We start from the raw sequence: 24,102 nt of genomic DNA on the forward strand, positions 1-24,102 counted from the left end.
TGGCAGGTCGTCCTGGTCGGGCTGCCCGGGACGGGTGGTCGAGAGGGAGGAGCGCCAGCGACGAGCGTCTCGCGATCACCGTCGGGCCGGTGGTTGAGGAGGGAGGAGCGCCAGCGACGAGCGTCTCGAAACCACTGTCCCCGGGCGTAGTGGTTTCGAGACGGTCGCTGGCGCTCCCTCCTCAACCACCGGGGCTGGGGCTCCCTCCTCGACCACCGGGGCTGGGGCTCCCTCCTCAACCACCGGGGCTGGGGCTCCCTCCTCGACCACCGGGGCTGGGGCTCCCTCCTCGACCACCGGGGCTGGGGCTCCCTCCTCGACCACCGGGGCTGGGGCGGAGCGGGTGGCGACGGCGACACCGAGCACGGCGACGACCAGGCCGACGAGCTCGCGGGCGTCGAGGGTGTCGCCGAAGCAGAGCCAGGCCATCACGGCGGTGACGGGGGGCATGAGGAAGAAGACGCTGGCCGAGGCGCCGGCCCCGCCGCGGCGCACGACGGCGCCGAGCAGCAGCAGCCCGACGATGGAGTTGACGACGGCGAGGTAGGCCACGGTGGCGACCGCGACGGCGGGGTCGTGCACGGGGCGGGTGCCCTCGAGCAGCAGCCCGAGCACCACCAGCGGCACGGCGCACACCGCGAACTGCACCACCGCCGCCCACACCGGGTCGATCGCCCCTCCGGGCGGCGTCGCGCCCGACTCGGCCGCACCGGCCTCCTCGAGGGAGTCAGAGGGCAGGCCCGCGCCGTCGGCGCGCGCCGGGGCGGCGGCCGTCCAGCGCTGGCCGAGGGTGCCGAGGCAGAGGCTGAGGGTGCTCAGCACGCCGAGGGTGATGCCGACCGCCCCGCCGGCCTCCTCGACGTCGGGGCCGAGGATCGTCACCACGCCGGCGACGCCCACGACCAGGCCGACGACCTGCACGCGGGTGACCCGCTCGCGCAGCAGCACCCCGGCGAGCACGACGGTGAGCACAGGGGAGAGCGAGTGCATCAGCGCGCCGAGGGTGGCGCCGAGGCCGACGTCGAAGGCGAGGTACATGAAGACGAACTGCAGCCCGTTCATCATCAGCCCCACCGCGCCCAGCCGCACGAGCACGCCCCGCGGCAGCCGCATCGGCCCGCGGCGCCACCGCGCCCACGCCCCCAGCAGCAGCGTCGCCACCACGAAGCGCAGCGCCAGCAGCGTGATCGGCTCCACCGCCCCGACGCCGAGCGGGCCGGCGATGTAGCCCGAGGACCACACCACCACGAAGGCCGCCGCCGGCACGAGCGGCACCTGCGGGTGCGGCAGGTGCGGGTGGTGCCGGCCGTGGTCGGTGGCGGGCCGTGGGCCGGCCGGCTGCGCCGCCGGCGGGGCGGGCGTGCGACGAGGTCCCCGAGACAGCATGGGCCCACCCTGCACCACCGGTGCGCGAGAGACCTAGAGTCGCGCTCGTGGACGGGCAGCGGGAGCGGCTGGTGGTGGGCGCGGCGCTCGTGCGCGGCGGGCGGGTGCTGGCCGCGCGGCGTACGGCTCCGCCGGAGGCGGCGGGACGCTGGGAGCTGCCGGGCGGCAAGGTCGAGGCCGGCGAGACCCCGGGCGACGCGCTGGTGCGCGAGGTCGCCGAGGAGCTGGGCTGCGAGGTCGAGGTGGTGGCGTGGCTGCGACCGCTGACGGGGCCGGCGACGGGGCCCGCAGCGGGCGCCGCCGGGGCGACCGCCGACGGGGTGGCGGTGCGGCCCGGGCTGACGTTGCGGGTGGCCACGGCGCGGCTCGTGCGCGGCGAGCCCGAGCCGGGCGAGCACGACCTGCTGGCCTGGGTCGGCCCCGACGAGCTCGACGACCTCGACTGGCTCGAGCCCGACCGGCCCTTCCTGCCCGAGCTGCGCCACGTGCTGCTCACCGCTCCGGTGGCCTCGGCGCGCGCGGTGTTCTTCTCCGACGACGACGCCCGGGCCGTGGAGCGCCGGCTGCGCGCCGACGGCTACGACGCCCACGTCGAGCGCGAGCGGCTGGCCGGGGAGGACGACGACGAGGACCACCCCTGGGCCGTGGTCACCGACGCCCCCGCCTTCGTGCTCGACGTGCTCTGCGACGAGCACGACGGCTGGCTCGACGAGGGCCTCGACGCCCCCGACGCGCCGCCCGCGCCGCCGCTGGACCTGCCGAGCGCGCCGAGGCGGATCAAAAAGCCGCAGTGAGGTGTTGGGGCCACTGACCGGCCGGTGCGCCGGTCGCGGTGCACGGCGGCGGGACTCCTGCGGCCGGGCGCCCTCCGCCCCTGTCGGACCTCGTCCCTAGGATCCTCGCCATGCCCGCAGCGCCCGCCCACGCCTCCCAGCAGCCGCCCGCCGCCACGCCCGCCGAGCAGCGGCTGCTCCTCGTGCACGCCCACCCCGACGACGAGACGATCGGCCAGGGCGCCACGATGGCGCAGTACGCCGCGCAGGGCCGCTCGGTCACCCTCGTCACCTGCACCGCCGGCGAGATGGGCGAGATCCTCGTGCCTGAGCTCGAGCACCTCGCCGCCGACAAGGAGGACCGCCTCGGCGAGCACCGCCGCGGCGAGATCGCCGACGCGATGGCCGCCCTCGGCGTCACCGACCACCGCTGGCTCGGCGGCTTCGGGCACTACCGCGACTCCGGCATGCAGTGGCACGCCGACGGCCACGCCGTCGCCGCCGACGACGTGCACGACAACGCCTTCTCCCGCGCCGACCTCACCGAGGCCGCCACCCTGCTGGTCGAGGTGATCCGCGAGGTGCGCCCGCAGGTGCTGGTGACCTACGACGAGTTCGGGGGCTACGGCCACCCCGACCACATCCAGGCCCACCGCGTCGCGATGTACGCCGCGCAGCTCGCGGCCGTGCCGTCCTACCGCCCCGACCTCGGGGCGGCGTGGGACATCGCCAAGGTCTACTGGGGCGCCATGTCGGAGAGCCGCATGCGCGCCGGCCTGCGCGCCCTGCGCGACGCCGGCGACACCACCTCCTTCGAGGGCATGGACCCCGACGGCCCGCTGCCGCACTTCGTGACCGCCGACGACGACCTGTCCTGCGCCGTCGACGCACAGGACCACGTCGAGCGCAAGATGGACGCCCTGCGGGCCTACCCCACGCAGGTCACCCTCGACGGGCCCTTCTTCGCGCTGTCCAACAACGTCGGCGCCGCCGCCTGGGGCGTGGAGTTCTACCGCCTGGTCAAGGGCGCCCTGGGCCCGGTCGGTGACGATGGGCTCGAGAGCGACCTCTTCGCCGGGCTCGCCGGCGACGCGGGCTGACCCCGCCCGTGGTGGCCGAGGCGCCGGCGCACCCCGGGGCGCCGGGGCGAGCGGCCCGACCGGGGCCGGTCGGGCTGGTGCTGCGCGTGCTCGCCGCCGCGCTGCTGGTCGCGGTGGGCGCGGCCACCGCGACCGCCGTCGTGCTGGTGCACCCGCTGTGGTGGGGCCTGCTGCTCGGCGCGGCCGCCACCCTGGCCACGGCGTGGGCCCTGCCGCGGTCGTGGTGGGCGCGCCCGCCGTGGGCGCTGGGCTGGGTGGTCGTGCTCGGCGTCGTGCTGGAGAGCTCCCCGGGGTCGGGCTACCTCGTCGCCCAGGACGTCGCGGGCTACCTGCTGCTCGGCCTCGGGCTGGTCGTCGTGGTCCTCGTCGTCTCCGACGTGACCACCGTGGTGCTCCGTCCGCGGGGCGCCGGACCCGGTGACCGGCCCGATGACCGACCCGATGACCGGACCGACGACCAGCCCGGTGCTCGGCCCCCGGAGGGCGCCGCCGCGGCCGACCCCGCGCCGCCCGCCCAGGGCCGGGGATCCTGACCCGGCGCGGGCCCTTCCTTAGGATGGGGGTCGTGAGCCCGCGAGACGACGCCAAGCCGCCCCGCCCCGACCGCGAGGGGAGCGGGGGCAAGGTCGTCGCCGCGGTCATCGGCGCTCTGGCGCTGCTCGCCGGTGGCGGCTACGCCGCGCTGGCCCTCACCGCCGGCGACAAGGTGCCGCGCGGCACGGCCGTCTCGGGCGTCGACATCGGCGGGCGCACCCAGGCCGACGCGGTCGCCGCGCTCGAGGAGGGCCTCGCCGAGCGCGAGAGCGGCCGGCTGCGGGTCTCCGTGGCCGGCTCCGACGCCGAGCCGCTGCGCATCAGCCCCGCCGACGCGGGGCTCTCGGTCGACCACCTCGCCTCGGTCGAGGCCGCGGGCGGCGAGCGCACGTGGGACCCGCGCCGCCTGTGGGACTACTACACCGGCGGCGACGACCTCGAGGCCGTCGTCGACGTCGACCCCGCCGCGCTCGACGCGTTGGTGACCCGCCTCGACGACGAGGCCGGTGCTCCCGCGGTCGACGGCGAGGTCGTCTTCGGTCCCGCGGGCGTCAGCACCGTCTCCCCGCAGCAGGGCCGTGCCCTCGACGCCGAGGAGGTCCGCGAGGCGCTGGAGGCGGCGTACGTCGCCGAGCGTCGCGCCGACCGCAGCGTCGAGCTGGAGCCGGTCGTGGTGGAGCCCGACATCGACGCCGCCGACGTGCAGGCCGGCCTGGACGACTTCGCCAACCCCGCGCTGTCGGCCTCGGTCGTGCTGCGCTTCGACGGCACGCCGCTGCGGCTGCAGCCGGCCGACTACCGCGAGGCGCTCTCGATGGAGCCCGTCGACGGGGAGCTCGAGCCGCGCGTCGACACCGAGGCGCTGAGCGCGCTGGTCGACTCGATGACCACCTCCGACGACCCGGTCGACGCCACCGTCGCGCTGGTCGACGGCCGCCCGGAGGTCGTGCCGGGCCGCCCCGGGGTCTCCTACGACCCCGACGACGTCGCCGCCGACTTCCTCGACGTGCTGACGCGCCGCGAGGGCAGGCGCGAGGTCGACGTCGCGGCCACCGTGGCCCGGCCCGACTTCACCACGAAGGACGCCCGGGCGCTGGGGATCCGCGAGCGGGTGTCGTCGTTCACGACGTACTTCCCCTACGCGGAGTACCGCAACGTCAACATCGGCCGCGCCGCGGAGATCGTCGACGGCACGGTCGTGAAGCCGGGCGAGACCTTCTCCCTCAACGACATCGTGGGCGAGCGCACGGTCGAGAACGGTTTCACCACCGGCACCATCATCAGCGACGGCGTCTTCGTCGAGGACCTCGGCGGCGGCGTCTCGCAGATGGCGACCACGACCTACAACGCCGCCTTCTTCGCCGGCCTCGAGGACGTCGAGCACAAGGCGCACTCGGTCTACATCGACCGCTACCCCGTGGGCCGCGAGGCCACCGTCGTGTGGGGCGCGGTCGACCTGCGCTTCCGCAACGACACCGACCACGGCGTGCTGGTCGACACCGCCTTCTCCGACAGCACCCCGTCGTCGCAGGGCGTGCTGACGGTCTCGATCTGGTCGACCAAGACCTGGGACATCACCACCCGGACCTCCGAGCGCTACGACTACACCGCCCCGGCCACGCAGACCCTGAGCACCGAGAACTGCCTGCCCAACACCGGCTACTCCGGCTTCTCGGTCGACGTGTGGCGCTACTTCCGGCGACCCGGTGACGACCGGCTGGTCAAGCAGGAGAAGATCCACACCGACTACATCCCCTCCGACACCATCATCTGCCGCCCGCCGGCGGGTGCCGGGCGCGGCTGACCCGAGCGGCTGACCCGAGCTGCCGGCCAGGGGTCCGGCCAGGGCCCCGACCTCAGGCCCGGGAGACGCGGAGCCGGTCGCGACCGACGTCGTGGCGACGCCCGCGCGAGTCGGTGGCCCGCGCGAGCAGGGTGTGCACGCCGGGGGCCTCGGGCACCCAGGGGTGCTCCCACTCGACGGGGCCGGCCGGCTCGTTGGGCCCGGTGAGGGTGGCCTCGTGCCAGCTCTCGCCGCCGTCGGTGCTCACCTCGACGATGGCCACGGTGGCGTCGTGCACGCACGCCGTGCCCCGCAGCACGCACATCCGCCCCTCCCGCGCCTCGACCGCGGTGTCGATCGCCACGCGGGGGTCGAGGGGCTGGCAGCCAGACGGCTGGGGGAGGCCGGCGTCGGTCATCATGCGCGTAACCATACTGACCTAGGGGAGTTACGCGAACTACTGGCTCGGCGTGTCCGGCGCGCACCCGGGCCCGTCGGAGCCGACGAGGCCGGCCGCTCTAGCCTGGGCGCGTGCTGCTCCACCTGCGCGTGACCACGCCCGCCGACCTGACCGAGTCGGTCTGCCAGACCCTCTGCCGCCACGACTGGATCACCAACGTGACCCTCCAGCGCGGCGTCGTGCTCGAGCCCGCCGGCGACCTCGTCGAGGCCGACGTGGCGCGGGAGAAGGCCGGACCGGTGATCCGCGAGCTGACCCGCCTGGGGCTGCGCGAGCGCGGCGGGATCGTGGTGACCTCGCCCACCGGCACGCCCTTCGACGCCGCCGACCGGCTCGAGCGCGCCGCCCCGGGCCATCCCGACGACGCCGTGATCTGGGAGTCGGTCGAGGCGGCCGCGGAGGCGGGCGCCGTGCCCACGGTGTCCTTCCACGTCTTCCTCGTGCTCGCGGTCGTGCTGGCCGCGGTCGCCGTGATCACCGACTCCGCGGTGCTGGTCATCGGGGCGATGGTGGTCGGCCCGGAGTTCAGCGCGATCGCGGCCACCTGCGCCGGGCTGCTGCTGGGTCGCTGGGGGCTCGTCGGCCGCGGGCTGCGGCTGCTCGTGCTGTCGTTCCTGCTCGCGATCGTGGTCGTGACGCTGCTGGCGGTGCTGGCCCGGGCGACCGGGCTGGTCACGCTCGAGGAGGTCGTGCGCGAGCGGCCCAACACCGGCTTCATCTGGCACCCCGACCGGTGGTCCTTCATCGTCGCCCTGGTCGCCGGCGCCGCCGGCGCCCTCGCGCTGGCCATCGAGAAGACCGCCACCATGGTCGGGGTGTTCATCAGCGTCACCACCGTGCCGGCCGCCGGCAACCTCGCCCTCGGCCTGGCCTTCCTCGACGGCGGCGAGATCCGCGGGTCGCTGGCCCAGCTGGGGCTCAACGTCGCCGGCATGATCATCGCCGGCACCCTCGTGCTGGTGGTGATGCGGCTGTGGTGGACGCCGATCACCGTGGCCAGCGAGCGGCTCTTCCGCCGGCTGTCGTGACCGGGCTCAGGTCCCGCCGCCCGGACCGCCGCCGGTGGAGCCGTCGTCCGGCCACGCGGCGACCCCGGGCGGGAGGAGGTAGCGCGTGAGGTGGTGGGGCAGCAGGCCCAGGCCGTCGTAGAGCGCGAGGGCGGGCTCGTTGTCGGTCTCGACGTGCAGCCACACGGTGCTCGCCCCGCGCTCGGCGCCCCACTCCAGCAGCGCGTCCATCACCTCGCCGGCCAGGCCCCGGCGACGGTGCTCGAGGCGGACCTTGAGCGCGTGCAGACCCAGCCAGTCGCCGTCGAGGATGGCGCGGCCCTCGGCGATGCGGCCCGCCGAGGTCGCGACCACCGCAAGCGCCCGCTCGCCGGTGACCTCCACGTGGGTGCGGTCGACGGCGGGGGAGAGGCCGCGCCGGCGCCGGCGTACGGCGGCCAGCGAGCCGAGCCGGAACTCGACCTCCCCGTGCGGCAGCAGCCCCCAGCCCGCGGCGAGCGCGGCGGCCTCGACCGGGCCGTCGGCCTCGACCTGCAGCAGCGCGGGCCGGTCGCGCTCGGCGTAGAAGGCCTCGACCCGGGTCAGGGCCTCGGCCACCGGCACGCCGGGGTCGCCCACGGCCAGGCAGGAGTTGGCGCGCTTGAAGGGCCGCCCCACCGGCATCGGGTCGCTGCGGGCCACCCAGTCGCCCAGGTCGCGGCGTTCGACGTCGGGGAAGGCCGAGAAGGAGTGGCCCTCGGCCTCGCGGGCCGAGACCCGCTGGCGCACCGACGCGCGCGGCGGCACCGGCTTGCCCGAGACGATGTCGCGCAGCGCGATCTCGACCGGCTCGCCCCGCTCCGGGGCGATCGTGCAGGTCTCGGCGCCCCAGGCCGTGCACGTGCCGAGCAGGTCGGTGAAGGCCGGGCCGCCCGTGGGGCCGGTCTCGGGCTCGTCGCCCGAGGCGCCGCCGCCGCGCACGATCCGCCTCACCACGACCCGCGTGCCCACGACGTGCGGACCCAAGCGGTGGGCGGGGGCGGCGTCGGGCACGCCGGGATACTAGGCTGTGGGAATCCATCAGCACCCCCAGGCCCCGGCCTGGATCTCCACTCCCAGGAGGATCCCGGTGACCTACGTCATCTCCCAGCCGTGTGTCGACGTCAAGGACCGCGCCTGCGTGGACGAGTGCCCCGTCGACTGCATCTACGAGGGCAAGCGGATGCTCTACATCCACCCCGACGAGTGCGTCGACTGCGGTGCGTGCGAGCCGGTCTGCCCGGTCGAGGCCATCTTCTACGAGGACGACACGCCGGAGGAGTGGAAGGACTACTACGACGCCAACGTGAAGTTCTTCGACGAGCTCGGCTCGCCCGGCGGCGCCGCGAAGATGGGGGAGATCGACCACGACCACCCCTTCATCGCCGCCCTCCCCCCGCAGAACCAGGACCACTGAGCGACACGGCCGGGCCGGGCGCGCGGGGCACCGTCTCCGCGCGCCTGCCCGACTTCCCCTGGGACGCCCTCACCGGGCACGCCGCACGGGCCCGCGCCCACCCCGACGGGGTCGTCGACCTCTCCATCGGCACGCCCGTCGACCCCACCCCCGAGGTCGTACGCCGCGCCCTGGCCGGCGCGACCGACTCGCCGGGCTACCCGACCACCGTCGGCCTCGAGCGCACCCGCCAGGCCGTCGTGGACTGGCTGGCGCGACGCCACGGCGTGACCGGCCTCGGGACCGACCAGGTGCTGCCGTCGATCGGCTCCAAGGAGCTCATCGGCGCGCTGCCGCTGCACCTGGGCCTGGGCGCCGGCGACCTCATCACCTACCCCGCGCTGGCCTACCCGACCTACGAGGTCGGCGCCGCCCTCGTCGGCGCCCGCGCCGTGGCCACCGACTCGCTGACCTCGCTGGGCCCCGAGACCCCGGCGCTGGTCTGGCTGAACTCGCCCTCGAACCCCTCGGGCCGGGTGCTGCCGCCCGAGCACCTGCGCAAGGTCGTCGACTGGTGCCGCGAGCGCGGCGCCCTGCTGGTCTCCGACGAGTGCTACCTCGAGTGCGCCTGGGAGACCACCCCGGTCTCGGTGCTCCACCCCGACGTCAACGGCGGCTCGCTCGAGGGGATCCTCGCGGTCCACTCGCTGTCGAAGCGCTCCAACCTCGCGGGCTACCGCGCCGCCTTCGTCGCCGGCGACACCGCGGTCGTCGCCGAGCTGCTCGCCGTGCGCAAGAACCTCGGCCTGATCATGCCCGGCCCGGTGCAGGTCGCGATGGCCGCCGCCCTCGACGACGACGAGCACGTCGTGGCCCAGCACGCCGTCTACGCCGCCCGGCGCGCCCGGCTGCGAGAGGCGCTGCTGCACGCCGGTTTCCGCGTCGACCACTCCGAGGCCTCCCTCTACCTCTGGTCGACCCGCGACGAGGACTGCTGGGACACCGTGTCCTGGCTCGCCGAGCGCGGCATCCTCGTGGCTCCCGGCGCCTTCTACGGCGCGGCCGGTCGCCAGCACGTGCGCGTCGCCTTCACCGCCACCGACGAGCGGGTCGACGCCGCCGTGGAGCGCCTCACCCGCTGACCCGGGCGGATCAGTCGAGGACGTCGACGTGCACGTGGTCGCGGTGCTCCAGGATCGCGGCGGTCTCGGGGGAGCGGCCGGAGGTGTCGGGGGTGTAGTCGCGCCAGCCCTCGTCGGCACGCCCGGAGGTCCAGATCTTCGCGTCGTAGATGACGGTGGCGACGTCGAGGCGCTCGGCCTGCGCCACGAGGTACTGCGCCACCGCCCAGCCGCGCACCAGGTTGGTCGGGTTCACCGGGCGGTAGAAGAGGTCGACGGCGCGCCCCTCGTAGTGCGCCGAGCCCTCCATGTGGCCGGTGCTGACCCCGCCGGGGGCGAAGCCGCCGACGGCCTGGCGGCCGAAGTGGCGGTCGACGTCGCGGCGCACCCGCTCGGCTCGCGCGACCAGGCCGTTGTCGCCGAGGGTGTCGGAGGCGGGCTCGGCGGAGTCGTCGCTCTCGCAGGTGAAGGCGGCCGGTGAGTTGCCGGTCAGCGCCGAGGCGATGACGCGGGCGTCGTCCTCGTGGTCGGCGTAGGCGTCGGGGAAGGCCGAGCGCTGCACGGCCTGGGCGGCGACGGTGATCTCCATCGACTCGTAGCCGTCGACCTCCTCGAGCTCGTCGTAGAAGGCGTTGGTGGCGTAGGTCGGGTCGAGGATCTGCTCCACGGTGCCCCAGCCCTGCGAGGGGCGCTGCTGGAAGAGGCCGACGGAGTCGCGGTCGCCGTAGTCGATGTTGACGATCTTCGACTCCTGGTACGCCGTGGCCAGGGCGATCGACGCCGCGCGGGCGGGCATGCCGCGGCGCACGGCGGTCGCGACGATGAGCGAGGCGTTCTCGGCCTGCTCCACGCTCAGCTCGACCGAGCGGCCGTCGACGGTGGCGACGCAGGTGTCGCCGTCGAGCGACGGCGCCACCTCCTGGTAGACGCCGTAGCCGACGGCCCCCACGACCCCCAGCGCGGCCACGGCGGAGCCCGCGGCGATCACGGAGGTCCTCATGGGTCGATTCTCCTGGGACCGGCCAAGAACCACCTGAGAACGCGCCGGTCGGTGGCTGTGGGTCCTCGACCGCGCCTCAGTTGGCGTGCAGGTCGGCGTTGAGCGCGATGCCCTGCCCGGTGCGGGCGACGGCCTCGACGGCGCCGGAGACGGAGTTGCGGCGGAAGAGCACGTTGTCGGAGCCGGAGAGCTCGAGGGCCTTGACCACGCGGGGCTCGCCGGCCTCGTCGCGCTCGCCCACGAGGCTCACCTTGGTGCCGGCGGTGACGTAGCAGCCGGCCTCGACCACGCAGTCGTCACCGAGCGAGATGCCGATGCCGGCGTTGGCGCCGAGCAGGCAGCGCTCGCCCAGGGAGATGACCTGGGTGCCGCCGCCGGAGAGCGTGCCCATGATCGAGGCGCCGCCGCCGACGTCGGAGCCGTCGCCGACCACCACGCCGGCCGAGATGCGGCCCTCGACCATGCTGGCGCCGAGCGTGCCGGCGTTGAAGTTCACGAAGCCCTCGTGCATGACGGTGGTGCCCTCGGCGAGGTGGGCGCCCAGTCGCACGCGGTCGGCGTCGGCGATGCGCACGCCGGCGGGCACGACGTAGTCGACCAGGCGCGGGAACTTGTCGATCCCGAAGACGGTGACGTGCTGGCCGCGGGCCTTCAGCCGGGCGCGGGTCAGCTCGAAGCCCTGCACGGCGCACGGGCCGGCGGAGGTCCACACGACGTTGGCCAGGTGGCCGAAGACGCCGGCCATCGAGATCGTGTGGGGGCGCACCAGGCGGGAGGACAGCAGGTGCAGGCGCAGCCAGACGTCCTCGGTGGAGGTGGGGTCGGCCTGCAGGTCGGCGATCTCGACCAGGCGCACCTCACGGCGCACGCCGCGGGCCTCGTCGCCGCCGACCAGGTCGGTGAGCTCGCGCGGGGCGGTCGCGTCGGCCGGGGTGTCACCGAGGCGGGGCTCGGGGAACCACACGTCCAGCACGGTGTCGTCGCTCGTCACGGTCGCCAGGCCGTGGGCCCAGGCGCGGGTCGGGGTGGCGGTCGGGTCGTTGGCCTCAGTCACGGCGGCAAGCCTAGGCGGGCCCGCCCCGCGGCTCGTCCGCGGTCCACGACCCCGGACGGCAGCGCCCGCCACCGCGGGCGAGGCGCGCTGCCACCCGCCCCGACCCCGATCCTGGGGAGGCGGTGTGGTGCTCGCCGCCGTGGGGCTTAACCTGGAGACGTCCGGCGGGGGGTCGGACGTGCCGGTGCTTCGGGGGGAGCCATGAGCGAGCAGCACGCCGCGGCGTCCGCGAGGGCGACACCGTCCACCACAGCCGGCGCAGGCGGGTCCGCCGCCTCGCTCCCGTCGGCCCTGCCGGGCCGCACCCACCTGCTGCCCGAGATCGCCGACGCCGTGCACACCGCCGGGGTGCTCGTGCTGCGCGGGCGACCGGGCATCGGGGTCTCGGCGGCCCTGGCCACCGTGGCGCCCCTGGCCGCGGCCACCGGCGTGCGCTGCCTCGCCGCGGCCGCCGACCGCTGGGCCGCCGACGACGTGAGCGTGCTCGACACCCTCCTCGGCGATCTCGACGGCCGCCCCGCGCTGGTGCGTCCCGCCGACGCCGACGAGGTGAGCCGGCGCCTCGCCGGCCGCGGCGTCTGCGCGCTGCCCGGCCCGGGCGGGATCGCCCCCGACTCCCCGGTCGTGCTCGTGGTCGACGACGCCCACCTGCTGGGCCCCACCGCCCAGTCGCTGCTCGCGGTCGCGGCCCGCGAGCCCGGCGTCGCGGTCGTCGTCGGCGCCCACGGTGCCGTGCCCGCGCTCGAGGACCTCCCCGGCGCGCGCGTCCTCGACCTGCCCGGCCTCGACCGGGCCGCGGTCGCCGAGGTGGTGTCGCGGGCGCTGGGGGAGCAGGTCGAGCCGGGCTCCTCGCTGGCCGCCGGCTACGCCCGCGCCAGCGGCGGCGAGCCCGGTCGCCTGACGGCGGTGCTCGACCTGCCCGACGCCCGCGCGGCCCTCGACCTCGTGCGCTGGGCGCCCGACCCGTCGCAGACCGCGATCCGCCTCGAGGACGTGCTGCCCGTCGTCGTCGGCGGGGTCGTGGCCGGGGCCGGCGACCGCGACCTGGACGCCTGGGCCGTGCTCGCGCTGGCCGGGGCGGGGGCGCCGAGGGGGCTGCTCGACCACGCCCTGGGGGCCGGCTGGCAGAGCGCCGGGGTCGCGGCCGGCCTGCTGCGCGAGGGACCCGAGGGGGTCGCCTACCGTCACGACGCCGTGCGGCGCCTGGTCGAGCAGACCGTGCCCCCCGCGGTGCGCGCCGGCCTGCTGCACCGTCTCGCCGTGGCCGCGCTCGAGTCCGGCTGCCCGCCGCGGGTCTCCGCGCGGCTGCTCCTCGCCGCCGGCCCCGTCGACGTCGAGCTGGCGGTGCGCACCGCCGAGGACGCCGCGGCCCACCTGCGCGACGCCGGTGAGCGCGCCGAGGCCCGCGCCCTGCTGACCCGCGTGCTCGAGCTGCCGGTCACCGAGCCCGCCGCCCGCTGACCCGTCCGGAGGACGGCGGGTCCGGGTGGACCCGGTCGCCCCCGGTTCGAGGCCGCCCCGGGGGCTGCCGCGCGTGACCATCGACACCGGGCGTCGTTGGGCGGGTGATCCCGTCTCCCCCCGAGAGGCCGCTCCCGTGCGCCGTACGCCGCTCCGCCCGTCCACCGCCCGGCTGCGCCCGGCCGTCGCCCTCGCCGCGGCGGCCCTCGCCTTCGTGAGCGCCCTGACCGGCGTGGAGGCCCTTACGGCCGGGCCGGCCGGGGCGGCCGGTGCCGGTGCGCCGGGGCCCGACCTGCGACCCACGCGCGCGCAGGTGCTCGAGGCCCTCGACTGCACCGGTGACCTCACCCGCGGCCGCGCTCCGGTGCTCCTCCTGCACGGCACGACGTCGAGCGCCGAGGCCAACTGGTCGTGGAACTGGGACCGCGCCCTCGACGCCCGCGACCGCGCCCACTGCGACCTGCAGTCGCCCGACAGCGCCAACGCCGACATTCAGGTCAACGGCGAGTACGTCGTGCGCGCGATCCGCCTCATGCACCGCCGCGCCGGGCGCGACATCAGCATCGTGGGCCACAGCCAGGGCGGCATGGTCGGCCGCTGGGCGCTGAAGTACTGGCCCGACACCCGCGGCATGGTCGACGACTACGTCGGGCTCTCCTCCTCCCACCACGGCACCGAGGTCTTCGGCGCCGTCTGCGAGACCCTCGGGCGCTGCACCCCGGCCAACTGGCAGCAGCTGGCCGGCTCCGACTTCCTCACCGCCCTCAACCGCGGACGCGAGACCTACGACCGGGTCGACTACACCGCGATCAGCACGCGCTACGACGAGGTCGTCGTGCCCAGCACCTCGGCCCACCTCGCCCCCGGGAGCAACGTCACCAACGTCGCGGTGCAGGACCTCTGCCCGACCGAGGTCGTCGACCACTTCGGCATGGCCTACGACAACGCCGCCTGGCTGATCGGCCTCGACGCCCTCGAGCACCGCGGGCCGGCCCGGCTCGACCGCGTGCCCACCGCGACCTGCGGCCAGCCGCTGATGCCCGACGTCGACCCCGTCACCTTCCCGGCCGAGGTGGCCGCGGCCCTCGCGCAGACCGCGCGGTCGAGCGCCACCTCGCCGATGGTCACCGCCGAGCCGCCGCTGGCGCCCTACGCCCGCTGACCCCGGGCCCCGTGGCCCGGCCCGGCTCCGTGGGCCCGGCTCGCAGGCCGGCAAAGCGGGCCCGGATCAGTGGGCCCGGCTCAGTGGGCCCGGCTCAGTGGGAGCCGAGCCGTCCGGTGAGCCGCCCGTGGCGCTCGGCGCTGGCCTCGTTGAGCCCCACGATGTCGGCGCGCTTGCCCTTCGCGGCGTACTTGGTGGTGATGGCGTCGAGGGAGGCCACGGTGGAGGCGTCCCACACGTGCGACTCGCTGAGGTCGATGACGACGCGCGCGGGGTCGCCGACGTAGTCGAACTGGCGGTAGAGGTCGTTGCTGGAGGCGAAGAAGAGCGCCCCGGTGACGCGGTAGACCGCGGTCTCCTCGCCGTCGCTGCCCACGGTGAGCTCGCGGTCGACCTCGGTGAGGTGGGCGACGCGGCGGGCGAAGAGGGTCGTCGCGACGAGCACGCCGACGACGACGCCGATGGCGAGGTTGTGGGTGGCCACGGTGACCGCGACGGTCGCCACCATCACGGTGGTCTCCGAGCGCGGCATGCGCCGCAGCGTCTGCGGGCGCACCGAGTGCCAGTCGAAGGTGCCGACCGAGACCATGACCATCACCGCGACCAGCGCGGCCATCGGGATGATCGAGACCACGTCGCCGAGACCGACCACGAGGACCAGCAGGAAGACGCCGGCGAGGAAGGTGGAGATGCGGGTGCGGGCGCCGGAGGCCTTCACGTTGATCATCGTCTGGCCGATCATCGCGCAGCCGCCCATGCCGCCGAAGAAGCCCGTGATGACGTTGGCGGTGCCCTGGCCCCACGACTCACGGGTCTTGTCGGAGTGGGTGTCGGTGAGGTCGTCGACGAGCTTCGCGGTCATCAGCGACTCCAGCAGCCCGACCAGCGCCATCGCCAGGGCGTAGGGGGCGATGATCTGCAGCGTCTCCAGCGACAGCGGCACGTCGGGCACGAAGAGCGCGGGCAGGGAGTCGGGCAGCTCGCCCTCGTCGCCCACGTCGGGCACCGACAGCGCGGCCAGCACGGTGAAGCCGGTGAGCGCGACGATCGCGACCAGCGGAGCGGGCACGACCGTCGTGACGCGCGGCAGGCCGACCATGACGGCGATGCCGACGGCCACCATCGGGTAGACCAGCCACGGCACGTCGACGAGGTAGGGCACCTGCGCCAGGAAGATGAGGATGGCCAGGGCGTTGACGAAGCCGACCATGACCGAGCGCGGGATGAAGCGCATCAGCCGGCCGAAGCCGGCCAGGCCGAGCACGACCTGCAGCACGCCGCCGAGCAGCACGGTGGCGATGAGGTAGTCGTAGCCGTGCTCGCGCATCACCGGGGCGATGACCAGGGCGACGGCCCCGGTGGCCGCGGAGATCATCGCCGGGCGCCCGCCGAGGAAGGCGATGGAGACGGCCATGGTGAAGGAGGCGAAGAGGCCGACCTGCGGGTCGACGCCGGCGATGATCGAGAACGAGATCGCCTCGGGGATCAGCGCCAGGGCCACCACGAGGCCGGCCAGCACCTCGGTGCGCAGCAGCGCGGGGGAGCGCAGCGCCTCGCGGACGCCGGGCTGGCGGGGCGGCGGCGTGGCGTCAGGCCGGGCGTCCGGCACGTCGGCCGGCAGGGAGGGGGTCGTGGTCACGAGGCTCCGTTCGGGGGCAGGGCACACCGGCACGCCCCGGTCCGCGCGGCGTGCGCGGGCGGTCGGGAGCGTCGGTGGACGGGATGGGAGGGTGGTGCGCGCCGGGCGCGCTGCCGGCGTCGTCGCCGGCGGAAGTCTGGGCGCAACCCTACCCTTACGTGAGGGTAGGGTTGAAATCGCTCCCGCCCGACGCCTGCGCGAGCACACCCACCGACCGAGGAGACCCAGGTGAGCGAGGAGACCGCCGGCCCCGCGGCCGACCCGTCCGACCCGATCCCGGAGGCGCGCGCCATGCACATCGGTGAGGTCGCCACCCGCACCGACCTGTCGCTGCGCAGCCTGCGCCACTGGGACGAGGTGGGCCTGCTGCGTCCCTCCGGCCGCACCGACGGCGGCTTCCGGCTCTACACCGAGCGCGACGTCGAGCGGATCCTGCTCATCCGCCGCATGAAGCCGCTCGGCTTCAGCCTCGAGGAGATGGGCGCCGCCCTGGCCGACCTCGACCTCCTCGCCGAGGAGGGCCCCGGTCCCGACACGGGCCCCGGCGCCCCGCGAGCCGCGGCCCGCGAGCGGCTCGCCGCCGTGCAGGCCGAGGCGGCCGCCCGCCGCGAGAAGCTCGTGCGGCAGCTCGCCATGGCCGACGAGTTCCTCGACCTCCTCGGCCGCCACCTCCCCTGACCACCCACCCCGCCGGGGCCGGACGACGAAGGACCGGGCCCGTCACGCAGCGACGGGCCCGGTCCGGCCGGGGGGCGCCCGGAGGGCGCGGGGGTGCGGTCAGTCGTCGTCGTTGTCGGTCTCGGTGCCGCTGACGTCGCCGGAGACGGCGTCGATGCGCACGGTCTGCTCGGTGGTGCCGTTCTGCACCTGGACCTCCCACTCGGCCGCGCCGTTCTCCAGGTCGAGGTCGACGTCCTCGACCACGCCGCCGGCGACCTCGCCGCGGGCGGCCTCGACGGCCTGGCGGTAGTCGACCTGCACGTCGTTCAGCAGCTGCTGGCGCTCGGCGAGGTCGTCCTGGTCGTCGGCGTCGTCCTGGTCGACGTCGGGGCCGCGCTCGACCGAGGAGCCGTCGGCGGAGACGACCACGTCGTTCTCGACGCCCTGACCGTCGACGACGGTGATCTCCCAGCCGCCGGCGTCGTCGCGGTCGATGGAGAAGAGCGTGCTGCCCTGCACCGAGCCGACGGCGGTCGCCGCGGCGGCGAGGAGCGCGCGCTCGTCGCCGGAGCCGCCGGTCGAGCCGCCGGTCGAGGCGTCGTCGGAGGCGTCGTCGGAGGAGTCGGTCGACGGCGAGGCCGAGGCGGTCTCGGTGACGGTGGCGGTGGGCGCCGGGGCGGTGACGTCGTCGTTGTCGTCGTCGGAGTCGCCGCAGGCGGCGAGGCCGAGGGCCAGCGGGACGACGGCCGCGACGGCGAGGCTGCGGCGCAGGCGACGCCCGGGGGTGCGGCCGGTGAGGGTGGCGGTCGTGGTGCGGACGGTCTTCGTCATGGTCGTCTCCTGGATCGGGGTGGTCTTCCTCGAGGTCTCCTCGAGCACAGGCACCACTCTGCGGCGGTGCGCACCAACGCGGCTCCAAGGGAAGGTCAAGGCGACGCTAAGACGCGCGCCGGCCCCCGCCGGCCCCCGCCGGACCACCGCGGGAGCCGAGCGGTGCGGCGTACGGCGGGGGCGACGGGGAACCGGTTGGCCGGGGACGGGCCCGGCTGGCTACCCTGGGAGCACAGGCGCTCGAGCCGTCATCAGCGGCGAGCCTCCGGAAGAACGGGCCGCGCGGTCCCCGACCGCGCGACCTCACTAGACCCGGACGGGTAGGCCCGTCACAGCCCGCAACGAGCGGCCCCGCCCGACGCACGCGCCCACCGGCGCGCACGGCGCGGCAGGGCAAGCGAGGTGGTACCGCGGTCCCCGTCAGGGAGTCGTCCTCGTGGTGAGGCAGCCCACGACCCGACGCACCGCAGGAGATGACCCCGATGACCTATCCCCAGGTCTCCACGGCCGGCCAGGCCGCCGTCCCGTCCGCGCCGCGCTTCCCCGAGATCGAGGAGAAGGTGCTGGCCTACTGGGCCGCCGACGGCACCTTCCAGGCCTCGGTGGAGCAGCGCAGCGCCGGCGACGACGGCTCGGGGGAGTTCGTCTTCTACGACGGCCCGCCCTTCGCCAACGGGCTGCCGCACTACGGCCACCTGCTCACCGGCTACGTCAAGGACCTCGTGCCGCGCTACCAGACGATGCGCGGCAAGCGCGTCGAGCGCCGCTTCGGCTGGGACACCCACGGCCTGCCCGCCGAGCTCGAGGCGATGCGGCTCAACGGCATCAAGACCACCGACGAGATCGTCGAGATGGGCATCGACAAGTTCAACGACGCGTGTCGCGAGTCGGTGATGAAGTACACCGGCGAGTGGCGCGACTACGTCACCCGCCAGGCGCGCTGGGTCGACTTCGACCACGACTACCGCACGATGAACCCCGACTACATGGAGTCGGTGATCTGGGCCTTCAAGAGCCTGCACGACAAGGGCCTGGTCTACGAGGGCTTCCGCGTGCTGCCCTACTGCTGGAACGACGAGACGCCGCTGTCGAACCACGAGCTGCGCATGGACGACGACGTCTACCAGAACCGCCAGGACCCCGCGGTCACCGTCGGCTACACCCTTCACGCCCGCGACGGCGTCGAGGGCGACGCCGAGCTCGACGGCGCGAAGGTGCTCATCTGGACCACCACCCCGTGGACCCTGCCCTCCAACCTCGCCGTCATGGTCGGCTCCGACATCGACTACGTCGTCGTCGAGGCGCCCGTGCCCGGCACCGAGGCCACCGCGCGCTACCTGCTGGCCGAGGCCCGCCTGGGCGCCTACGCCCGCGAGCTCGGCGACGAGCCGGTCGTGCTCGCCCGCCGTCGCGGCGCCGACCTGGTCGGCCTCACCTACACCCCGCCCTTCTCCTACTACGCCGACCACGACCGCGCCTTCCGCGTCGTGGCCGCCGACGACGCCGTCACGACCACCGACGGCACCGGCGTGGTCCACACCGCCGGCGCCTTCGGCGAGGTCGACAAGGAGGTCACCGACCGCGAGGGCATCGAGGCGGTCATGCCGGTGGGCAAGGACGGTCGCTTCACCGCGCCGGTGACCGAGTACGCCGGCATGCAGGTCTTCGACGCCAACCCCCACGTGATCGACCACCTGCGCGCGGCCACCCGGGGCGCCACCGGCGAGGAGGCCGGCGCGGTCACCGCCGGCACCGTCCTGCTGCGCCGCGAGACCTACGACCACTCCTACCCGCACTGCTGGCGCTGCCGCGAGCCCCTCATCTACAAGGGCGTCTCGTCGTGGTTCGTCGAGGTCACCGCGATCAAGGAGCGGATGCTGGAGCTCAACCAGCAGATCCGCTGGGTGCCCGAGCACATCCAGGACGGCCAGTTCGGCCGGTGGCTGGAGAACGCCCGCGACTGGTCGATCACCCGCAACCGGTTCTGGGGCTCCCCAGTGCCGGTGTGGAAGAGCGACGACCCGGCCTACCCCCGCCTCGACGTCTACGGCTCCTTCGCCGAGCTCGAGCGCGACTTCGGCGACCTGCCCCGCAACGCCGACGGCGAGCGCGACCTGCACCGCCCCTGGGTCGACGAGCTGACCCGCCCCAACCCCGACGACCCGCGCCCCGAGGGCGAGCGCTCCACCATGCGCCGCGTCACCGACGTGCTCGACGTGTGGTTCGACTCGGGCTCGATGTCCTACGCCCAGGTGCACTACCCCTTCGAGAACGCCGACTGGTTCGACGGCACCGCCGCGGCCAAGGGCCACTTCCCGGGCGACTTCATCGTGGAGTACATCGGCCAGACCCGCGGCTGGTTCTACACCCTCCACGTCCTGGCCACCGCGCTCTTCGACAAGCCCGCCTTCTCGGCCTGCGTCAGCCACGGCATCGTGCTGGGCTCCGACGGCAACAAGATGAGCAAGTCGCTGCGCAACTACCCCGACGTGCGCGAGGTCTTCGACCGCGACGGCGCCGACGCGATGCGCTGGTTCCTCATGTCGAGCCCGATCCTGCGCGGCGGCAACCTCGTGGTCACCGAGCAGGGCATCCGCGACTCGGTGCGCCAGGTGATGATGCCGCTGTGGAACAGCTGGTACTTCTTCCAGCTCTACGCCAACGCCGCCGGCGAGGGCGGCTACACCGCGCAGCGCTCCACCGCCTCCACCGACCCGCTCGACCGCTACCTGCTGGCCAAGACCCGTCAGTACGTCGAGCAGATGACCGGCGCCCTCGACGACTACGCCGTCGCCGAGGCCTGCGACGTCACGCGCTCCTTCCTCGACGTGCTGACCAACTGGTACATCCGCCGCTCCCGCGAGCGCTTCTGGCAGGGCGACGCCGCGGCCTTCGACACCCTCCACACCGTGCTCGAGGTGGTCTGCCGCACGACCGCCCCGCTGCTCCCGCTCACCACCGAGGAGATCTGGCGCGGCCTGACCGGTGGCCGCTCGGTGCACCTCACCGACTGGCCGACGCCCGAGGAGCTGCCCGGCGACGACGCGCTGGTCGCGGCGATGGACCAGGTGCGCGACGCCTGCTCGGCCACCTCCGCGCTGCGCAAGGCCGGCCAGCTGCGCAACCGGCTGCCGCTGCCGGCCCTCACCGTGGTCGTGGCCGACCCCGCGCTGCTCGCCGGCTTCGAGTCGATCCTCGCCGACGAGGTCAACGTCAAGACCGTGCGGCTGCTGGGCGCCGACGCGCCCGAGGCGGCGTCGTACGGCGTGTCGCAGCGGCTCACCGTCAACGCGCGCGCCGCCGGGCCCCGGCTCGGGCGCGAGGTGCAGGTCGCGATCAAGGGCTCGAAGTCGGGCGACTGGTCGGTGGCCGAGGACGGCACCGTCACCGCGGGCGGTCTCGCGCTGGTCGAGGGGGAGTACACCCTCGAGACCGTCGCCGGCGCCGCCGACGACACCACCGCGGTCGGCCTGCTGCCCCGCGGCGGCGGCTTCGTGGTGCTCGACACCGCCGTCACCCCCGAGCTCGCGGCGGAGGGCCTGGCGCGCGACCTGGTGCGCGCGGTGCAGCAGGCCCGCCGCGACGCCGGCCTCGACGTCTCCGACCGGATCGCGCTGACCCTCACCGGCGGCCCGGCCGTGCGCGGGGCCGCCGCCACCCACGAGGCCCTCATCGCGGGGGAGACCCTGGCCACCTCGTTCTCGGTGGTCGACCCCGACCAGGGCGGCACGCCCACCGGGGCCACCGAGGTGGTGGTCGGCGACGGCGAGAAGGCCGGCGTGCACGTCGCCCGCGCCTGAGCCCGGCCGGGGCCCCACGGGCCGGTGACCCCGGCCCGTGGCCGGCCCGTGGCAGGGTGGGCCCATGGTGCTGGCGACGTGGAAGGACCTGTGCCTCGACGCGGTCGACGTGGAGGCGCAGTCACGCTTCTGGGCGGCGGTCACGGGCCTGGAGGAGCGCGACGACCCCACGCACCGCCACCTGGTCGGGCCCACGCCTCGACACACGATCTGGGTCAACGCCGTCGACCGGCCCCACGTGACGAAGAACCGGCTGCACCTCGACGTCGACTCCGGCCCCGTCGAGGAGCTCGTGGCCCTGGGCGCGCGCGTGCTCTCGCGGCCCGCCGCCACCGGCTTCGGGTGGCACGTGATGGCCGACCCCGAGGGCAACGAGTTCTGCGCCTTCGAGCGCGACGACCCGCCGGCGGTGCGCCTGCACGGCGTCGGGGTCGACTGCGTCGACCCGGGCCGCGTGGCCCGCTGGTGGGCGGACGTCCTCGGGGCCGAGGCCGTGCACGACGAGGGCGGCTGGTGGACCGTGGCCGGCGTGGCCGCCGACGAGCGGATGACGCTGGACTTCAACGCGGTGCCCGAGCCCCGCACGGTGCCGCACCGGGTGCACTGGGACGTCACCGGCGACGTCGAGGCCCTGCTCGCCGCGGGCGCGCACCGGCTGTGGGAGACCGAGCGCTGGTCGGTGCTCGGCGACCCCGAGGGCAACGAGTTCTGCGTGTTCGCCCCCGAGGGCTGACCGGGACCGGTCAGTCGTCGGCGAGCTCGACCTTGGTGGCCGCGATCCGCTCGAGCAGCTGCTCAAGGGCCTCCTCGAACTCGGTGGCCGAGTGGTCCTGGGCCAGGTCGGCGCGCAGCCGCGCCACCGTCGGGTGCTGCCGCAGCGCCTCGTTGTCCTCCTCGCCGTCGTCGACGACGTCGAGGGGGCCGATGTCGGCGCCGTGGGAGGCGACCTCGAGCAGCAGGTTGCCCAGCAGGAAGCTGGTGAACGAGCGGTAGGCCGCCACCGCGGCCGCGTCGCTGAAGCCCTCGGAGGTCAGCCCGGCCAGGAACGACTCCACCCAGTCCAGGCTGCGCAGCGGCGGGCGCAGCCACGGCGCCTCCGGCGGGCGCGAGGCCACGAGCGGGAAGGCCTGGATGTGGGCGAGCGCCACGCGCCGCACCCCGTGGGCCATGCGCTGGAGGAAGTCCTGCCAGCCGTTGTCGGGGGTGCTGAGCACCTCGGGATCGGCGTACATGCCGGAGATGAGCGACTCGACGACGGCGTCGAGCAGGTCCTCCTTGCCCGGCACGTAGCGGTAGAGCGACATCGCCTCGACGCCCAGGCGCTTGCCCAGACGGCGCATCGAGAGTCCGCCGGGACCGACCTCCTCGAGGAAGACCAGCGCCTCGGAGACGATCCGGTCGCGGTCGAGCGGCACACGGGCCGAGGGGGGTGCGCCGCCGGCCACGATGGCCGCGTCGGCGTCGGGCAGCGGGGGCTCCTGGCCGTCGCCGGGGGCAGGGCCGACCGCGGCCGCGTCGGTGACGGGCCGGTCGTGGTCGGGGTGCTCGGCGGACGACATGGGGGTGCTCCTCGGCTGGGGGTTCCACGGTAGCGACGACCGCGGTGACGCCGTCGTCCGGGCCGACCCTCCGGCACGTGGTGACGTGCGAGGGAGGGTGGACCCGGACGACGGGGTGGAGCACGCGACCGGGGGGAGTCGCGGTGGTGGTGCGGGGGGCTGGGGTCGGCTGGGGTCAGCGACCGAGGCCGGCGCGGTCGACCTTGCGGTGGAAGTGCATGCCGGCCAGGCCGCCGAGCAGGGCGCCGACGAGGCTGACGACGACGACGCCGACGAGCACGGCGATGGCCTGCAGGGTGAGGTCACCCGCGTCGACCGGGATGCGCGGGAAGGAGTTGATGTCGCCCAGCACGTCGTACTGCGAGCCGGCGACGGCGCCGAGGACGGCCACTACGATCGCGGCCACGACGGCCCAGGCCCACACGGCGAAGCCCTGCTTCATGCCGTCGAAGCGCGCCATGCGGCCGGCGACGTAGCCACCGGAGTAGTAGGAGAGGAAGACGACGACCAGCACCAGGATGACGCCGGCCCAGCCGATCTCCTCGGCCTGGAGGCCGTTGCCGGTCGCCGCGTCGGCGACCTCGGAGGCGCTGGAGACCAGGCCCACGCCGGCGCCGGCGGCCGCGACGAGGGCGGTCAGCAGCACGGCCATGCCGGTGGCGGTGAGCCAGCCGAAGAAGGCGACGAAGGGCTTGATGCCCCCGAAGCGCTCGCGCTCGCGGTCGACGACGTCGCGGCGCGACTCGGTCGGGGTCGCGTCGTGGTTGTGATCGTGTCCGGACCCGAGGGGTGAGGTGGCGGTCATGGCGTCCTGCTTTCGTCGAAGTGGTGACCGGGCCGCCCGTTTGACCGGGGGGCTACGGTGAAACTGACTTACGACGTAAGTCAACCGGAGCGGCCGCCGCGGCTGCTCACCCCGAAGGCCCGACCTGGGCCACAGACGAAGGAGTAGCCATGGGTATCGCCGACAAGGCCAAGAACGCCGCTCAGGACGCCGCCGGCAAGGTCAAGGAGACCGTGGGCGACGTCACCAACAACGAGAAGCTCGAGGCCGAGGGCAAGAAGGACCAGGCCGCGGCCTCGGCCAAGAAGACCGGCGAGGGTGTCAAGGACGCCTTCAAGGGCTGACGTGGGCAAGCCCAAGCGCACGATCCTCCAGCTGCTCGGCTGGCTGGTCTGGAAGCTGCTGGCCCTCTTCGGGGTCAAGTTCGCTAAGGACAAGCTCAAGCAGGGCGAGCGCCGTCGCTGAGGTCCCCGAGACCTCCGCGACCGAGCGCCGCTCGCGCGCAGCCACCACGACCCCCGACGGCCGTCGGGGGTCGTGGTGCGTCCGGACACCGCCCGGTCGTCCGGCGTAC

Annotated in this window: 22 protein-coding genes; 13 read left to right on the forward strand and 9 right to left on the reverse strand. The window is 74.8% G+C overall.

What is annotated here, in order from left to right:
- Positions 1-75: 75 nt before the first annotated feature.
- The gene (locus ASF47_RS01555) at positions 76-1,386 is read right to left on the reverse strand and encodes a DMT family transporter (RefSeq protein WP_082499894.1); all 1,311 of its coding nucleotides are present in this window, start codon (positions 1,384-1,386) and stop codon (positions 76-78) included.
- Positions 1,387-1,433: 47 nt separating this feature from the next.
- Between ASF47_RS01555 and ASF47_RS01560 the strand changes: the two genes are divergently transcribed.
- The 4 genes from ASF47_RS01560 to ASF47_RS01575 all read left to right on the forward strand — a co-directional run bounded on the left by ASF47_RS01560 (position 1,434) and on the right by ASF47_RS01575 (position 5,597).
- Positions 1,434-2,180 carry a (deoxy)nucleoside triphosphate pyrophosphohydrolase gene (locus tag ASF47_RS01560; RefSeq protein ID WP_056862267.1) on the forward strand — a complete coding sequence of 249 codons (747 nt, stop codon included), beginning with the start codon at positions 1,434-1,436 and terminating at the stop codon, positions 2,178-2,180.
- A gap of 110 nt (positions 2,181-2,290) precedes the next feature.
- On the forward strand, positions 2,291-3,259 hold the full coding sequence (gene mshB / locus ASF47_RS01565; protein ID WP_056862268.1) for an N-acetyl-1-D-myo-inositol-2-amino-2-deoxy-alpha-D-glucopyranoside deacetylase: 969 nt from the start codon (positions 2,291-2,293) through the stop codon (positions 3,257-3,259).
- Between the two features lie 77 nt (positions 3,260-3,336).
- Positions 3,337-3,792 (forward strand): hypothetical protein, encoded by a 456-nt coding sequence (locus ASF47_RS01570; RefSeq protein ID WP_156697683.1) that lies wholly within the window; start codon positions 3,337-3,339, stop codon positions 3,790-3,792.
- Between the two features lie 32 nt (positions 3,793-3,824).
- Positions 3,825-5,597, forward strand: coding sequence for a VanW family protein (locus ASF47_RS01575; protein ID WP_056862270.1), 1,773 nt, complete (start codon positions 3,825-3,827; stop codon positions 5,595-5,597).
- A 52-nt stretch (positions 5,598-5,649) separates the two neighbouring features.
- Here ASF47_RS01575 and ASF47_RS01580 read toward each other — a convergent pair whose 3' ends face one another.
- Positions 5,650-5,997, reverse strand: coding sequence for a hypothetical protein (locus ASF47_RS01580; RefSeq protein WP_056862271.1), 348 nt, complete (start codon positions 5,995-5,997; stop codon positions 5,650-5,652).
- Between the two features lie 110 nt (positions 5,998-6,107).
- Here ASF47_RS01580 and ASF47_RS01585 point away from each other — a divergent pair, with 110 nt between their 5' ends.
- On the forward strand, positions 6,108-7,064 hold the full coding sequence (locus ASF47_RS01585) for a DUF389 domain-containing protein (protein ID WP_056862272.1): 957 nt from the start codon (positions 6,108-6,110) through the stop codon (positions 7,062-7,064).
- Between the two features lie 6 nt (positions 7,065-7,070).
- On the opposite strand, the gene ASF47_RS01590 is transcribed toward ASF47_RS01585, so the two are convergent.
- The gene (locus tag ASF47_RS01590) at positions 7,071-8,075 is read right to left on the reverse strand and encodes a GNAT family N-acetyltransferase (RefSeq protein WP_056862273.1); all 1,005 of its coding nucleotides are present in this window, start codon (positions 8,073-8,075) and stop codon (positions 7,071-7,073) included.
- Between the two features lie 76 nt (positions 8,076-8,151).
- Here ASF47_RS01590 and fdxA point away from each other — a divergent pair, with 76 nt between their 5' ends.
- Both fdxA and dapC read left to right on the forward strand, forming a co-directional pair.
- A complete protein-coding gene (gene fdxA, locus ASF47_RS01595) occupies positions 8,152-8,478 on the forward strand; it encodes a ferredoxin (protein WP_056862274.1) in 327 nt (108 codons plus the stop codon).
- Positions 8,479-8,522: 44 nt separating this feature from the next.
- Positions 8,523-9,599, forward strand: coding sequence for a succinyldiaminopimelate transaminase (gene dapC, locus ASF47_RS01600; RefSeq protein WP_056862872.1), 1,077 nt, complete (start codon positions 8,523-8,525; stop codon positions 9,597-9,599).
- Between the two features lie 10 nt (positions 9,600-9,609).
- Here dapC and ASF47_RS01605 read toward each other — a convergent pair whose 3' ends face one another.
- Complete coding sequence (locus ASF47_RS01605; protein ID WP_056862275.1) at positions 9,610-10,578, reverse strand: hypothetical protein; 969 nt, start codon at positions 10,576-10,578, stop codon at positions 9,610-9,612.
- A gap of 76 nt (positions 10,579-10,654) precedes the next feature.
- Entirely contained in the window at positions 10,655-11,632 is a 978-nt protein-coding gene (gene dapD, locus ASF47_RS21780) for a 2,3,4,5-tetrahydropyridine-2,6-dicarboxylate N-succinyltransferase (protein ID WP_056862276.1), read from the reverse strand.
- A gap of 201 nt (positions 11,633-11,833) precedes the next feature.
- Here dapD and ASF47_RS21785 point away from each other — a divergent pair, with 201 nt between their 5' ends.
- Both ASF47_RS21785 and ASF47_RS01620 read left to right on the forward strand, forming a co-directional pair.
- Positions 11,834-13,093, forward strand: a complete 1,260-nt coding sequence (locus tag ASF47_RS21785; RefSeq protein ID WP_056862277.1) for a hypothetical protein — start codon at positions 11,834-11,836, stop codon at positions 13,091-13,093.
- 136 nt (positions 13,094-13,229) lie between these two features.
- The gene (locus tag ASF47_RS01620; protein WP_056862278.1) at positions 13,230-14,255 is read left to right on the forward strand and encodes a PGAP1-like alpha/beta domain-containing protein; all 1,026 of its coding nucleotides are present in this window, start codon (positions 13,230-13,232) and stop codon (positions 14,253-14,255) included.
- Positions 14,256-14,349: 94 nt separating this feature from the next.
- Here ASF47_RS01620 and ASF47_RS01625 read toward each other — a convergent pair whose 3' ends face one another.
- The gene (locus tag ASF47_RS01625) at positions 14,350-15,894 is read right to left on the reverse strand and encodes a SulP family inorganic anion transporter (RefSeq protein WP_235558574.1); all 1,545 of its coding nucleotides are present in this window, start codon (positions 15,892-15,894) and stop codon (positions 14,350-14,352) included.
- 228 nt (positions 15,895-16,122) lie between these two features.
- Here ASF47_RS01625 and ASF47_RS01630 point away from each other — a divergent pair, with 228 nt between their 5' ends.
- Entirely contained in the window at positions 16,123-16,572 is a 450-nt protein-coding gene (locus tag ASF47_RS01630; protein ID WP_200918917.1) for a MerR family transcriptional regulator, read from the forward strand.
- A gap of 99 nt (positions 16,573-16,671) precedes the next feature.
- Here ASF47_RS01630 and ASF47_RS22055 read toward each other — a convergent pair whose 3' ends face one another.
- A complete protein-coding gene (locus ASF47_RS22055) occupies positions 16,672-17,385 on the reverse strand; it encodes a PepSY domain-containing protein (RefSeq protein WP_156697684.1) in 714 nt (237 codons plus the stop codon).
- 482 nt (positions 17,386-17,867) lie between these two features.
- On the opposite strand from ASF47_RS22055, the gene ileS reads away from it, so the two are divergent.
- Together ileS and ASF47_RS01645 are read left to right on the forward strand one after the other, a co-directional pair.
- Entirely contained in the window at positions 17,868-21,185 is a 3,318-nt protein-coding gene (gene ileS, locus ASF47_RS01640; RefSeq protein ID WP_056862280.1) for an isoleucine--tRNA ligase, read from the forward strand.
- A gap of 64 nt (positions 21,186-21,249) precedes the next feature.
- On the forward strand, positions 21,250-21,918 hold the full coding sequence (locus tag ASF47_RS01645) for a VOC family protein (RefSeq protein ID WP_056862281.1): 669 nt from the start codon (positions 21,250-21,252) through the stop codon (positions 21,916-21,918).
- A 10-nt stretch (positions 21,919-21,928) separates the two neighbouring features.
- On the opposite strand, the gene ASF47_RS01650 is transcribed toward ASF47_RS01645, so the two are convergent.
- Together ASF47_RS01650 and ASF47_RS01655 are read right to left on the reverse strand one after the other, a co-directional pair.
- Positions 21,929-22,744: a TetR/AcrR family transcriptional regulator C-terminal domain-containing protein gene (locus ASF47_RS01650; protein ID WP_082499895.1), complete on the reverse strand. Its 816-nt coding sequence runs from the start codon at positions 22,742-22,744 to the stop codon at positions 21,929-21,931.
- Positions 22,745-22,919: 175 nt separating this feature from the next.
- Complete coding sequence (locus tag ASF47_RS01655; protein ID WP_056862282.1) at positions 22,920-23,549, reverse strand: hypothetical protein; 630 nt, start codon at positions 23,547-23,549, stop codon at positions 22,920-22,922.
- A 149-nt stretch (positions 23,550-23,698) separates the two neighbouring features.
- Here ASF47_RS01655 and ASF47_RS20475 point away from each other — a divergent pair, with 149 nt between their 5' ends.
- Positions 23,699-23,872, forward strand: coding sequence for a CsbD family protein (locus ASF47_RS20475; RefSeq protein WP_082499896.1), 174 nt, complete (start codon positions 23,699-23,701; stop codon positions 23,870-23,872).
- Positions 23,873-24,102 lie beyond the last annotated feature (230 nt).

It is taken from the genome of Nocardioides sp. Leaf285 (assembly GCF_001422955.1).
Lineage (GTDB): Bacteria > Actinomycetota > Actinomycetes > Propionibacteriales > Nocardioidaceae > Nocardioides > Nocardioides kribbensis.